This window comes from Thalassotalea fonticola (assembly GCF_032911225.1).
Taxonomy (GTDB): domain Bacteria; phylum Pseudomonadota; class Gammaproteobacteria; order Enterobacterales; family Alteromonadaceae; genus Thalassotalea_A; species Thalassotalea_A fonticola.
The window spans coordinates 4,692,510-4,706,439 of record NZ_CP136600.1 but is presented as its reverse complement, the minus strand read 5'-3'; the positions used below and the strand labels follow the sequence as shown (position 1 = coordinate 4,706,439).

General features: G+C 34.5%; 11 protein-coding genes. All 11 read right to left on the bottom strand.

What is annotated here, in order from left to right; all coding sequences use genetic code 11:
- Positions 1 to 31: 31 nt before the first annotated feature.
- Positions 32 to 2,587, bottom strand: a complete 2,556-nt coding sequence (locus RI844_RS19485; protein WP_348396304.1) for a glycosyltransferase — start codon at positions 2,585 to 2,587, stop codon at positions 32 to 34.
- Between the two features lie 11 nt (positions 2,588 to 2,598).
- Positions 2,599 to 3,699 (bottom strand): class I SAM-dependent methyltransferase, encoded by a 1,101-nt coding sequence (locus RI844_RS19480; protein WP_348396303.1) that lies wholly within the window; start codon positions 3,697 to 3,699, stop codon positions 2,599 to 2,601.
- 41 nt (positions 3,700 to 3,740) lie between these two features.
- Positions 3,741 to 6,155 carry a CgeB family protein gene (locus RI844_RS19475; RefSeq protein ID WP_348396302.1) on the bottom strand — a complete coding sequence of 805 codons (2,415 nt, stop codon included), beginning with the start codon at positions 6,153 to 6,155 and terminating at the stop codon, positions 3,741 to 3,743.
- 73 nt (positions 6,156 to 6,228) lie between these two features.
- A complete protein-coding gene (gene wecC / locus RI844_RS19470) occupies positions 6,229 to 7,494 on the bottom strand; it encodes a UDP-N-acetyl-D-mannosamine dehydrogenase (protein ID WP_348396301.1) in 1,266 nt (421 codons plus the stop codon).
- A gap of 15 nt (positions 7,495 to 7,509) precedes the next feature.
- Positions 7,510 to 8,640 carry a non-hydrolyzing UDP-N-acetylglucosamine 2-epimerase gene (gene wecB / locus RI844_RS19465; RefSeq protein WP_348396300.1) on the bottom strand — a complete coding sequence of 377 codons (1,131 nt, stop codon included), beginning with the start codon at positions 8,638 to 8,640 and terminating at the stop codon, positions 7,510 to 7,512.
- Between the two features lie 25 nt (positions 8,641 to 8,665).
- Positions 8,666 to 10,093, bottom strand: a complete 1,428-nt coding sequence (locus RI844_RS19460) for a lipopolysaccharide biosynthesis protein (protein ID WP_348396299.1) — start codon at positions 10,091 to 10,093, stop codon at positions 8,666 to 8,668.
- The gene (locus tag RI844_RS19455; RefSeq protein ID WP_348396298.1) at positions 10,093 to 10,743 is read right to left on the bottom strand and encodes an ABC transporter ATP-binding protein; all 651 of its coding nucleotides are present in this window, start codon (positions 10,741 to 10,743) and stop codon (positions 10,093 to 10,095) included. The genes RI844_RS19460 and RI844_RS19455 overlap by 1 nt, the downstream gene beginning before the upstream one ends.
- Entirely contained in the window at positions 10,740 to 11,525 is a 786-nt protein-coding gene (locus RI844_RS19450; protein WP_348396297.1) for an ABC transporter permease, read from the bottom strand. Before RI844_RS19450 ends, RI844_RS19455 begins: the two co-directional genes overlap by 4 nt.
- Positions 11,526 to 11,529: 4 nt before the next feature.
- Positions 11,530 to 13,335, bottom strand: coding sequence for a polysaccharide biosynthesis/export family protein (locus tag RI844_RS19445; RefSeq protein ID WP_348396296.1), 1,806 nt, complete (start codon positions 13,333 to 13,335; stop codon positions 11,530 to 11,532).
- Positions 13,335 to 13,472 (bottom strand): hypothetical protein, encoded by a 138-nt coding sequence (locus RI844_RS19440; RefSeq protein WP_348396295.1) that lies wholly within the window; start codon positions 13,470 to 13,472, stop codon positions 13,335 to 13,337. Before RI844_RS19440 ends, RI844_RS19445 begins: the two co-directional genes overlap by 1 nt.
- Positions 13,465 to 13,869 (bottom strand): hypothetical protein, encoded by a 405-nt coding sequence (locus RI844_RS19435; protein WP_348396294.1) that lies wholly within the window; start codon positions 13,867 to 13,869, stop codon positions 13,465 to 13,467. The genes RI844_RS19440 and RI844_RS19435 overlap by 8 nt, the downstream gene beginning before the upstream one ends.
- Positions 13,870 to 13,930 lie beyond the last annotated feature (61 nt).

The following is a 13,930-nucleotide window of genomic DNA, read 5'->3' as shown; positions in this document are numbered from 1 at the left end:
GCCTTATTGAATTAAAGTACGTTAACTAACGCTAGTTAGAAAATGACAATATGGCTGACTTAATTACGGCATCATCTACCGAGTCTAAACTAGAATACATATTGAATATTTCAACAAGTACTTGTTTCGTTTCTTCTTCGTCACCAGCCTTAATTATCTTGAATTTATCTAAATACCAATATCTAAAATAATATTCAAAACGGGTTGTTTTGTAAGCTTCTAACAAACCATATTTAGAAAATCGTAAAACCCGTTCTTTCTCAAGCAACAGGTGCTTTTTGAAAAAACCTGAAGAGATTGTATTTACTGTAGATCCTTCTACAGCGGCATAATATATGTGGATCATTTCATTAATAAAAACAGTGTATTTAGAGTGTAATAATAATTCATGATAGAATAACGTATCCTCACCTACTGCACCATGAACCATATCTATATCGTTGTCAGTTAAAAGACACTTCTTTAACATCAGTGCTTGTGTGCTCTGAGTTGGAAAATTATATTCCTCAATAAACTCTTTACCCGAAGATAATGTGTTTACTTTTCCCTTATTTGGATCGAATACTAGTTTCCCTTCTGCCAATCGCAGCATATTGCCAACGACTAAATCTGCAGATTCAGAAGTTATTTTTTCATATAATTTTGTATAACCATCATTTAACGCTTCATTATCGGGATCTAAATAAGTGATATACTCAGAGGATGCTAATTCAATACCCTTATTTCTCGGACGCGAAGCGCTACCACTGCCTCCATCTTGATAGAAGTACGTTTTTACATTTGGATAAAGCCTAGCTAATCGAGCTATAATTTTCGGCGTATAATTATCTGTAGAACCATCATCAACTATCACAACCTCCATATCCATAAACGTAGAACTTCTTCGCAAGCTATTGAAGCATTTATTCAAAAGATGATCACCGTTGTTATAGGCAGGGATCAATACGGAATATTTGTATTCTTTTTGTTGTTCGTCTGTAGTTCTGATTAAGTTATGAACTTCAAATGGGTCAATGCTATAACCATTTTCAATAGTTCCAGTTAGCTGCTTACCTTTAAATTGATTTAAAGTGAAAGATTTTGCCCAATAAGCCGTAAGGTTTAAATCTTTCACATAATCAACATAATTATTATTAATGCCAGATGTAAATTGCACACCATTAAAATATGCGTCTTTGGTAATGTAATCACTGTTGGTATATTTAAAACCGTTTACTAAGTCCTCAATATAGAACTCATCATAAAAATATTTCTCACTGAAATAAATTATAATGTCATTTTCTTCAAGATCAGCTTCTTCAAGTTCATTTACAGTCTTTATTGTTTTGTTAGTAAAAGTTTGACGTTCAAATGAAGATTGCAATGAATCATTATGCTGCTCGACTAAAACTATCACTTTTCTAATTGTCTGTTGCACAGACAGACCTACATTTTTAAATACATCTACTAATTTATCATGGTTGCAATGTTTTGATTGTGCAGTTCGAACGCCAACCATCTGATGTCTATATATTTCTTGGTCATCAAAAGCATTGATAATGGCCGGGATTTCATTTTCATCTTCTATTATAAAAACATTAGGAAATTGACTATTTACCCCAATACTGTAATTAGAAAACTGGATATTTCCCATTGCTTGTAATTCATAAACACGATTTGCAAACATGGTTTGGCTAAACTGAATTGTATTAAGGTTTATTGCCCAATTATACAGTTTATGCAGTTTTTGTAGTTTTTTATGTTCAATTGCTGGTGAAATAAATTCATTATATTTATCAGGGAAAATATATGGTCCATAAAACAAATGATAATTACGATCAATTATTTTTAGATCATATTTTGATTTGATTATTCCATCAAAGATAAGTTGATTATCTTTACATCGTTCCGGATATTTCTCATACCAAGATCCTGAAAAAATAACTTTATCTGAAAGATCATGGTTTCTTAGGCCTATAGGGTTATGATAAAGAGGGTTTATTCCAAACTCCAATGTTGCAACACGCTCATGCCCACACTCTTCTTTATAATCACCCAATATTTCACGCGCTGTTGTATATACATAGTCACACTGTTTAGCTATACCAATAAAGTATTCATAATTAACAGGATCTTCTTTGCTATAAAACACGGTCTTAATATCTTTATCATTACATTCTTTTATAAACTTTGATACTGCCTGACGTTTATCAATGTTGTTAATATTTGCCAGACCTTGCCACTCTCCATCTAAGCCTTTCCATGCCGTGGCAACAATGAACAAATCTAACTTATCAACATACTTTTCAAAATTAGATGGCGTGATATAGATAAAGTTAGCAATGCCTTCAAATGACTTGTATAGAAACTCATCCGCAATTATGCCTATGGTTAATTCAAGTTTTTGATAATATCGAGATCCGTTACTTTCTGGAATTTTACTTAAAATAGGTTCAACCGTACTCGCAAAAAAATTATCTATGCCCTGTTCTTTTCTAGATTTCTGTGTACTAGCTTTTATAGACTTTTGTTTAGCAATATTATCAGCTGCTAAAGTTGCTTTTAGTTTTTTGATTTCTTGCAATCTTTCGTTAATTTTACTTATCATTTTAAATTCTACTATTTGTTAAACAAAGATCTTCTAATTGCCCATAATCTTACTAGCACTTTTACAACTTTTGCTTTTAATAACTTATTAAGTCTCATGTCTAAATTCTTAACTTGGGTTAGAGCTATTTCTTCAGAGTTTAATGAACTAATTAGTTGACTTTTATATTTATTAGAAGCAGCCATATGAGATTTGGTCGATTGCTTAAACTTCACAAGTTCCTTTTCTAAAGAAGAAATTTTTTGCGCTTGTAAGGCCAAACTGTTTTCTGAACCAATATTTTTAGACTCGACTTTTTTAAATTCAATATCGAGTGTGTTCAACGCTTGATTTGATTCTTTTAGTTTTTCTTTATATAAACTTATCTCTGAATTAAAATTATTTTGGGATTCATATAATTTTTTGCTAAAAATGGCACGTTCGTCAGTAGCGGCCTTATGCTTTTTAGTTAATATTGAATTAGTATTAATTAATTCACGTTCTAGGTTGTAGAAGTGAGACTCTGCAAATTTTAGTTGTTGTTGATAATCAACAGGATCATCATCTTTAGACGATTTAACAATACAAATACCAACCCATTTACCCAACACAGAAAGCTCTTCGATACTATATGAGCTTGGAATTAACTCTAACAAATCATTTAAATAATATGTTTTTTTATGATCAAAATAGTCATTTATTCCAAACGGAACGGTAATTATCATCCGACCATTATCGTTTAAAATCTTATCCGCTTTATCGATTAGCCTATTAGGTTGTGTTACGTGTTCAACCACTTCTGTTAATAAGATACAGTCAAATTTTTTATCCGCTGAATCAAAATGGATAAAGTTCTGAGCAATAAATTCAACACTATTTTGCGTTGCACTCTCTTCTTTCAACAGCATTTCATTAGCAAAGTCTATAGATTCTTGTAGAAGATCTAAACCAATGACAGCTTTGCCTTCTCTTCCCAACAGTATACTGGTAATGCCTTGTGAACATCCTACATCTAATATATTTTCGCCAGTAGAATGTTCACAAACCCAATGAATACGATTTCGAACTTTTTGCCCAAATTCTTCTCCCCATCCGTTGTAATAAGCTTCATAAATTTGGTCAAGTGGCTTCATTAATTTTCCTAATTATATAATAACGGGCTAATACCGTATTTTTACTTGTGATTGATTTTAGCAGAATTGATACGATTTATTAATATCTTATCTTGTTGATTACACAGATAAACCATATTAACTTTTAAGCTAGAAGTGCATTGTAACGACTCTATTAACAACTTTTCACTCGCTTCAAAAATATCCACCCCAAGATTTCTATTAAATATTTGCTCAGATGAATCGTTTATAATGTAAACGGCACATAGTCTGTTTGGTTTATTGGCCAAAATTAATGCTTCCTTTAAAACTAGAGACTGTTTACATTTAGGAATTAAAATTAAACAGTCATAGTTTAGAAAAAGATTCGCTGGTTCATATATTTTTCGTCCGAATGTTAAACTATTAATATTTAATTCTCCGGCGCCTTGTATTCGAATACTTATTTTAAAATATTTGCAGTTAGCCGGAATATTTAATGCGTACTCCCCTTCAAAGTTTTCATGAATATTTAATGACAACTTTTGTTTATGTACATCGTAATACTCGAAAACAAGCCTAAAATCTCCATTAACATTTAAACAATCAAAATAAAAATATGCGTTATTTATATCGATGACACGTTCTAGCAGCAATAAGTTATCAAAGTAAATATATACATTTTGTTCCGGTTTTAAATTTGAACTTAAGCTAAGGGTTTTATCAACCTCCGTCGTAATTGCATGAGGGAACTCATTTATTAAAATATTGCTCAAATGTTTAAATGACCAGACCTTGAGGCTGGAGTTATTGATAACCTTATTATTTATTGTTGATTTGTTTTTGTTTAATGAATCATTAATACTTTTTACAGTTGCAATGTTGTTAGGTATCTCTAGATCATTAAAATCTAATAACTTAGAGGTTCCTTTAGAAGCATAAAATTTCTCACAATAGTTAAATGGGTCAATGGAAAGCATTTCATTATAGTGCAGCGAATATTCAAAGTTATGTTTTGCAAATTGTTTTAGATCCGTGATTGTCACTGATGAGGATTTAATAATTGCACTGAACAATGGTAAGTAACTGACCTCTGAATAAGTATGCCCGTCATTAATTCTTTTCAAATTTTCATCAACATATAAATATCTCGATAATTTTCCAATAGCATCACCATTAAAATATTTTGTCGCTAATATGAGGTCGCTAAGATAATTAGCCCCATAGTAGTTTTCACAGCTAATAAATGAAACATATTGGACATTCTTAGCCCTTTCAACAATATTCGCCAATATTTCATTATTAAGAACAGCTATATTTATTTGCATAAACTCTTTAGTTTTAAATCGTTGCCTATTGTAATTGGTTAAAGAAATATTTTTGTCGTCATTTGTTTGATAAAAGTTTATAACGAGTACTTTTGGCTGCAGTTGAAAGTTTGGAGATTCCGTTATAACGGATTTAATAAAATTTACTCTGTGACTATATGTATGCTGTTCCAATACAAGCCTTAGACCTATTAATCGAAACTTTTCATAACTTAGGTTATCTTCTAGTAATTCTCTTAAAGGTTGCTCTAACTCGTGAACTTTATCACTAATAATTATAAAGTTATTAAACAACAAAGTTAATGCTTTTGAGTAATTACTGATCACAACCGTATTTGATGCCATTAGCTCTACGGCCCTTCTAGCAAACATTCCTTGCGACTGTTTTACGGTATTTATGTTAATGCCGAATTTATAGCCTTTATAAGCTTTATCGATATCCTCAAAGTCAAGTTTACCTAATACTGAATTGTGATAGCGACTTGGGTATTGCACTGAAGGATCAGTTGAACCATAGTTTCTATCATATATATCGACGCCACATAGTTTGCTGCCTAAATCAAAGATCTTATCAAAATCGTGTTGGCGTTCTTTGTAGCGAGCATAGTAAGAACCAGCAAAGCAAAGTTTATTTTTACGTTGATATCGCTCAATAGGATTATGTTTGTGTGGTTGAACGGCAAATGGCAAATAAAATATACGATTATGACCTAAAGATTGCTTATACTGGCAAATACTATCTACATCCGTTGTAAAGATGTAATCGGCAAGCTTTGCTACTGGCAAAAACGTACTGAAATGAACAGGATCTTCTTTGTTCCAAAAAACCGTTATTACATTATTTTTATTCGCCCAACAAAATATTTCGACGACATTTGCTTCTAAGTGACTAAGCTTTCCTTGCCAGCATGAATCGTTTCCTTTCCATGCTGACTCAATAAAAATATAATCGGGATTGATCTCCACAAGTTGAGCTTTTACATCATTAGGTGTTATTTTGTGTAGCTCCATTTCTGGAGAAAAAGAAGAGTAAGAAAACTCATCTAGAATACAAGCAACTTTCAAGTTGGAAATGCTTTTATCTAATATTTTCTTTTGAATTTTATCTGTTTTTTTACTTAAACGATAATTAGAGGATATTGACTTCCAAATTTCTTTAACGAAGAGCATGAATATTCAAATTTTGTTAACATTGCCTGAAATATGAGGTGAGCAACAAGTAGTGCAGTTCACCTCAAAGTTACTATGCCCAAATTCCCTTTGTATCGACGATATTTTGCATTTCTGTTTTCTTATAAGGATAAGCTTTAAATTCTTTATGATCCACAAGCATCACCACGACATCGGATTGGGTCAAAGCATTATCTAATGATATTAAATCAACTCCCTTTTCAGATAAAGATTGAGGAAGCTCTTTAATATTAGGCTCAACAACACTCACTTGCCCCATATATTTAGATGCTAACAGTTTAGTGATATCTAAAGCTGGGCTTTCACGTAAATCATCTATATCAGGTTTAAATGCTACGCCAAAACAAGCGATTTTAATATCAGTCATGGTTTTAGTTGTTGTATGAACAATATCAGAAATTGTTTTTTCAACCTTGTCCGCAACCCAAGCAGGCTTACCATCATTTACTAATCTAGCAGTATGAATAAGTTTAGCTTCTTCGGGAGTTCTACTAACAATAAACCAAGGATCTACAGCAATACAATGCCCTCCAACACCTGGGCCTGGCTGGAGAATATTTACACGTGGGTGGCGATTAGAAAGAGATATTAATTCCCAAACATTAATATCTAATTTGTCACAAATAATTGAAAGTTCATTGGCAAATGCAATGCTAACATCGCGACTACTATTTTCTGTTAATTTTGCCATTTCAGCGGTACGAGCATTAGTGATAACACACTCACCTTCTACGCAAATTTTATATAAATCAACAGCACGTTGCGAGCATAATGACGTCATTCCACCGATAACCCGATCATTTTCAACCAATTCTCGAATAACATGACCAGGTAATACTCGCTCAGGACAATGAGCAACTCGAATGTCTGATGCTTCACCATGAGTTTGCGGGAAAGTTAAATCGGGTCTAGCTTCTGCTAACCACACCGACATTTGCTCAGTTGCACCAACAGGAGAAGTTGACTCAAGAACAACTAAATCACCTTTTTTAAGAACTGAGGCAATAGCATTTGAGGCTGATTCTATATAAGAAAGGTCAGGCTCGTAATCGCCTTTAAAAGGTGTGGGAACAGCTATTAGAAACGCATCGGCGGGCTCAGGTGTTGTCGTTGCCTTTAAATAGCCTTCTGAAACAGTTGCCCTAACAACAATATCTAATTCAGGTTCAACGATATGTATTTCACCTTTATTAATGGTGTCTACAGCATGTTGGTTTACATCTACACCAACCACATTTACTTTTCGAGATGCAAATACTGCTGCTGTAGGCAGGCCTATGTAACCTAACCCTATTACAGAAATTGTTTCAAAACTCATTTTTTATCCCTACTGTTATTCTTTATTACTAAATTCTATTAATGCATCTGCTATACGAGCACATGCTTTCCCATCACCGTATGGATTATGGGCAAAACTCATTTCATTGTATGCATCATCATCAGTTAACAACGTGACAAGTTCATTATGTATTTTTTCAACATCTGTTCCGACTAATTTAACAGTACCGGCGGCAAGTGCCTCAGGCCTTTCTGTTGTATCTCGCATAACTAATACAGGCTTTCCTAGCGAAGGAGCTTCTTCTTGAATCCCACCAGAATCAGTTAAAATTATATGTGCTTGATTCATTAAATAAACGAACGGAAGGTAGTCTAGCGGTTCGATTAAAAAGATATTATTGGTTTGCGATAGTAATCGATTTACAGGCTCTCGTACATTTGGGTTCAAATGCATTGGGTAAACAATATTTACATCTGGGAACTGTTTTGCGACTTTAACCAAGGCTTCACAGATACGTTCAAACCCACCACCAAAACTTTCTCGTCGATGCCCTGTAACTAACACTAAGCGTTTGTTCATGTCTAAAAATGCAAACTGCTCTGCATGCTTTGCCGATAGTTCAGTATCAGTTTCAAGTTTATCAACTACCTGCATTAACGCATCAATAATTGTATTACCAGTTACATGGATAGTTTTCTCATCTACATTTTCAACTTTCAAGTTATTCGCCGAAGTTTCTGTAGGGGCAAAATGCAAGGCTGTTATTGCACCAGTTAATTTCCTATTAGCTTCTTCTGGCCAAGGTGAATATATATTTCCAGTTCTAAGACCAGCTTCAACATGCCCAACCGGTATTTGTTGATAATAAGCGGCAAGACTAGTAGCAAATGTAGTAGCCGTATCACCATGCACTAATACAATATCTGGCTTAAATTCGGATAAAACATGCTCTATACCTTTAAGTATATTGCAAGTAACATCACTTAAAGACTGACCTGGCTTCATGATATTTAAATCATACTCAGGTGTTAACTCAAACAACTCTAATACTTGGTCTAGCATTTCTCTGTGCTGAGCTGTAACACAAACTTTATGCTCAAACCTTTCGTCGCTATTCAATGCAATTGCCAGTGGCGCCATTTTAATGGCTTCAGGTCTTGTACCAAATACTGTAAGTATTTTCATGTAATTATAATCCTAATTTTTACGTTTAATTTAATTCTTGTATTGTAGCGACAATTATCCGGCCAATTCCATAAAGCATCAACAGCACGACCCCCATTAACGTCAAGTTATATATTGCTTCAGGGTATTTATTTTCATCTGGCAACGTAGGTTTCTCTACTACGACTAAATACTGTAGTTTACGATACGCTTCTATTCGAGACTTTTCTAATGAAACTAATGATGACGCAAATGCTTGCAAGCTAAGCTCTAGATCAATTTTATAGTCCGTAAATATAGCCATTTTCTCACCAACTGTTAACCCCGTTGTTGAATCATTGCCAACTAACCGACTATTCTCACTTTCGAGTTGATGTTCTAAAGCAGTTATAACGCGTTTCAAGTTTTGAATTTGTGGTGAACTTTCCGACATTGTTGCTTGCAACGCATACAATTCGGCTTTTCTGGCTGATATCTGCCCCTCAATGGTATACGCTATTTGCTGGTATGCCATGCCTTCGGCGGTAGGATCTAAGAGATTGTGCTCACTTTGGTATTGTAATAAATTAGATTTAGACTTCTCCAACCTTTTGGCAACAATTTCATGCTCACCTTGCACAAATTTAAGCTGTTCTCTGGCAACTTGATGCCCGACACTATTGATATACCATTCAGCTCTATCTACGATAGTTTCGTTAAGTAATAAAGCTAATTCCGCAGTAAATGCTTGTACCTTAACAGTAATAACGGACGAATTATCGTCAACTTCTATGACCACATGGGCCTGATAAAAAGATAAGAAATCTTCTCTGCTAGCCCAAGGACTAAGACGGCTAAAAAAATCGTAACTTGAATCTTCAAATTGCTCTTTCAAATTTAATGTATCGTCTAGATAACTGAGCATATCATTGGAATAAACATATGCTTCAACTAATTGAGTATCAGTATTTGCAGACGGCATGCCTAAACCACTCAAAATAGCCATTGATGCGTCTAATGTCGCCATATCATCAGGTTGACGAACGATTAGTTGTGATTGGCTTTCAAACCTTGGAGAGGCCCATACGATCATATAAAAAGTAAATAATAACCAAGGTAAGCTGACAAATATAAAAAAGCTTTTTTTACTCCAATCGGGAAGATTTGCAATAACGTTATTAACACGTTTATTAGAGAGAATTTTAAATTTTTTTTCTTTAGCGGCTTTCGTTTGTTCACTTTTTTCGTTAATAAATAAAAACGATTTATTGTCAATTAGCTCTAATTTGTACTCGTCAACTTTCTTCGCAATTAATGGCCCATTCGGTCTTAATACAAGTGCTCGTTGCATTAACCGATATGCTAACTCTAAATCTTTATTTTCAATATCAATCGCTTCATCTCTTAAAAAGTCTGGAGATTCCCAGTCTTTTTCTGACGTAGACGATTTAAATTTTTCGAATTTTAACTCTAGCTCTTCAAGTTGTTTATTCATTATAATTTTTCATACTCTTCAATAGCATACTCAAGATCATTATAAAATTCTAATTGACCCTTATGGATTATAATAGCGCTGTCACAAAACTGGCGGATTTCTTCAGTATCATGGCTTACCATTATCACATTTGCCTGCTTACTTTTATCTAACAAAGCAGCTTTTGCTTTACGTTTAAATTTTGGATCGCCTACAGATGTAGCCTCATCAATCAAATAAATATCAAAACCGACGGTCATACAACAAGCAAACGCTAATCTTGAGCGCATGCCACTTGAATATGTTTTAACCGGTAAGTCATATTTTTGACCAAGTTCAGCAAAATCTCTAACACTGAGTTCATATTCATCTAGATCAGAAACTCCATTTACTCTACCAATAAATCGAGTATTTTCGCGCCCCGTCATTTGCGGGTGAATCCCTGTTGCTAATGCTACAGGCCAAGAGATATTGTGACTAGATTCAATGGATCCCTTATTTGGGTATTCACTGCTAGCTAGCAGCCTAAATAACGTAGACTTACCCGCTCCATTCCTGCCGAGAATGGCAATATTGTGATTACTCGGAATTTCAAATGAGAGGTTTTTAAGAATATACTGATTACCCAATTTAGATGGATAATATTTAGTCACATTCGTTAGTTTTATCATCGACTAATCACTTGCTTCCAACACACCCTATAGCATGCTAATGCAATAAACGTAAACGCTAGGGTATTTAACAACAGAAAGCCATCGCTGACACCAATCGCATTAAAGTTAGGGTAGGCAGCATCACGGCTTAACTCTATCGCGTGCAAAAATGGATTCCAAGCCAAATAAGGCCAAAACTCTTCCGGTATATCTTGCAGACTGAAAAACACTCCAGAAATAAAAAACATGGGTCTTAAAAGCAGACTCTCTAATTTAGCTATTTCGTCTATATAGGCTTTGCCAATTGCAAATAACAATCCCAAACTCATCGAAATAAACCAAACTTGCACAATATAAAACAACACAAGTAACGGGTTATATATCTTTACTTCATCACCCATTAAATAAATAAGCAGTAAAATAACCAATATTACAATTGCTTTTACAAGTAACTCAAATAAACCGTTAGCAATTAAGGCACTTATAGGCTGCACTTGTCGAAAGGCAAATAATGCTTTATTTCTCTTAATACAGTTTGATGCAGAACTGAACGTTGAAAGAAAAAGTTGAATGAGTAACATGCCATAAACCATAAAGATAAAAGTTGGCATTGTATGGGTTATAGGACCACTTAACTGACTTCGCATGAATGATAGAACAAAAACAAACACTAGTGGGTTTATAATTGCCCAGCTAATTCCAACTTTATCATTAAATTTGCTTTTTATTTCTCGCAAAAATATAGCAAAAATAACATCTTGCCATATCTGTATGCGAGAACGTTTTCTAATTTCAGCCATTTATTTAATTAGCAACCACATCTGCGGCAACTGCAATTTGATAGATAATTTGAGTTAGATCTTTCACTGTTTCCATTGATTTTGCCACGACTCTAGGCAAAACCAGTATTTGGTCTCCTGGCTGTAATATTGCAGGAGCATTGCTTTCTGACATCCAGCTATCTGAATCTTCATCATGAAAAGAAATCATTCCATTAGCATGCACAATTAATAGACGTTCAAAATTAGCTCGTTCAGTATAACCACCGGTCCAAGCGATATAATCAGTTATTGTAGCCTTTGAATTAAACACAACGGATTGTGGCATTAAGACTTCACCGCCAATGTGTATTAAATCAGTTTTTTCTGGGATAACAACTACATCGCCTTGCTCTAGGTTTATGTTTGCTATTTCGCCTTTATCAGAGACAATCACTTTACCTAAAGGCATTATTTGTTTTGCTCTTGCAACAAAGCCAGATATTAACGACGCTTCTTGTACTTGAATAGCAGCTTCACCAGAAGAAATAGTTGGGTTGGTATACACATTTCGTTCTAAACGGTCTAATGATTGATCAATCATTTCTTTTTGTTTTAAAGCAACGCTTTCACGGCGAATGTAAATTGAGTTGAAATCAGCGAGTTCAGGATCGACTTGCACATGGTTTAACAAATCATATAATTTGGTAGGTTTTTTCGCCGTAAAATAAGAAGGGCCAATAAAACTACCTTCAAGTTTTACATCCAAAACTTGTGCGTCCCAGTCATCATTAAAAAACAATTTATCGCCATCCATTAAAGAGAAACTTTTAAATTCATCTATAGGCTGGTAAATCGAAAATGGACCTTGTTTACGAGTCCCAACTACACCTACATGAGAAATTTTAGTTAAAGGTTTAGCATAACTGGTAAGTTCAGAACCCTGAGCTTGATTCTCTAGAAACTCAAATCTAAATGGATTTTTAGCACCAGTGGTAACAACTACCGTTGCCCCTTGAGGTTCGACTAGAATGACATCTTTATCTTTAAAATTAACATTTGGCATATAACCTTTACGAATAAAGTCATAAAGATCAATTGTAACTAAGTTTTTACCATCACGTATGACTTGTATTTTTCGATAGCTGCCACGTTCAGCATCAATACCACCTGCGCGTTTAAGAAAATATAAAACGGAATCAGAAGCCATTCCCGCATATTGTCCAGGCCGTATAACAGGTCCCGAAATATACACACTGACAGGTGTTGCGGTTAATAAATTAACGTAAATCTGCACACTTTGCTTATAAATAGATCTTAGCTTCGTAGTTACTAATTGATTTATTTTGCTTGCCGGTACGTTTTGAACTTGTATCGGGCCGATCTCAGGAATGAAAATATTGCCTTGATTATCTACGGTAGTAACATCGGCAAAGTTGATAGCGCCCCATAACCAGATAGAGATTTTATCACCTGGAGCAATTAAATAATCATCATTTGTTCCTTCAACTCGTTCGGTTTCATAACCACCAGCAAAAATATTCGCACCATATGGTGCTGGTAACCCGGCTTCTACCGTAGGTAATAATTGCTCTATTGGGTATTCACCAGGCAGCATAGTACCAGAGCGATATACTTGAGTGTACTCACCTTGACTCAAAGCAGTAACATCTGGAGTCATTGCTGCTGTGCTATCAAGTTGTGTTAAAGCTTGGTTCGGGGTCATGCTGCCAGCTAATGCTTGATTAGCCGCATCCATTTTGGCCGACTTAGGCAGCGCTGCATTTGCCGACGGTGCAAGTGATAACATTGTTAGAAGAACTGTAATAATGATTTTAAATGTTGGTTTCATTATTTGGCCTCTTCATTAATTTTCGAAGTTATGGATTCCCGCATACGCGAGAATGGCAATAATGCAAGATAGCGGCGTTCGCCAGAAAAACCTAAGATGCTATAAGACGGTATTGTGTTGAGTAATAAATTAGTCATTTACCACTCCATTATAATCGGTCATCAGTGGCGATATAAAAAACCAAGTACTATCACTTTTACACGCTCTGCGATCCTGTCCGTAATACTTGCTTTGTGGATTTAATGTTTTATTGCCATCATTTTTAACTAAGCTGAAAGCAATACACCAATGTCCCATTGCTGAAACATAAGTATTCTCAACATTTATTGAACCGTAATCAGAATTTATTGAGTTGCCCTGATAAGCATTATTTAAACTTGCCCATAAATCTTCAGGTAATACCTCAGCTGAAGAGTAACTTAATGTTGATTTAGAAATTAATGGTACTTGCGCAGTAACTTCAGGTGGAGGTGAAACACAAGCTGTTAGCAAACAGAAACTTGCAGGAAAAAGTGCAGCAAAAAAAGTTTTCATGTTTTTATAATTTTAATTAAAAATAATAGTTTTGGATTATTTGAGTAATACTTTATTGTAT

Bases quoted from the DNA above. Each gene is read 5' to 3' on its own strand.
- RI844_RS19485 (WP_348396304.1), bottom strand. From the start codon at position 2,587: ATGATAAGTAAAATTAACGAAAGATTGCAAGAAATCAAAAAACTAAAA.
- RI844_RS19475 (WP_348396302.1), bottom strand. From the start codon at position 6,155: ATGCTCTTCGTTAAAGAAATTTGGAAGTCAATATCCTCTAATTATCGT.
- RI844_RS19435 (WP_348396294.1), bottom strand. From the start codon at position 13,869: ATGAAAACTTTTTTTGCTGCACTTTTTCCTGCAAGTTTCTGTTTGCTA.
- RI844_RS19480 (WP_348396303.1), bottom strand. From the start codon at position 3,699: ATGAAGCCACTTGACCAAATTTATGAAGCTTATTACAACGGATGGGGA.
- RI844_RS19460 (WP_348396299.1), bottom strand. From the start codon at position 10,093: ATGAATAAACAACTTGAAGAGCTAGAGTTAAAATTCGAAAAATTTAAA.
- wecC (WP_348396301.1), bottom strand. From the start codon at position 7,494: ATGAGTTTTGAAACAATTTCTGTAATAGGGTTAGGTTACATAGGCCTG.
- RI844_RS19445 (WP_348396296.1), bottom strand. From the start codon at position 13,335: ATGAAACCAACATTTAAAATCATTATTACAGTTCTTCTAACAATGTTA.
- RI844_RS19455 (WP_348396298.1), bottom strand. From the start codon at position 10,743: ATGATAAAACTAACGAATGTGACTAAATATTATCCATCTAAATTGGGT.
- RI844_RS19450 (WP_348396297.1), bottom strand. From the start codon at position 11,525: ATGGCTGAAATTAGAAAACGTTCTCGCATACAGATATGGCAAGATGTT.
- wecB (WP_348396300.1), bottom strand. From the start codon at position 8,640: ATGAAAATACTTACAGTATTTGGTACAAGACCTGAAGCCATTAAAATG.
- RI844_RS19440 (WP_348396295.1), bottom strand. From the start codon at position 13,472: ATGACTAATTTATTACTCAACACAATACCGTCTTATAGCATCTTAGGT.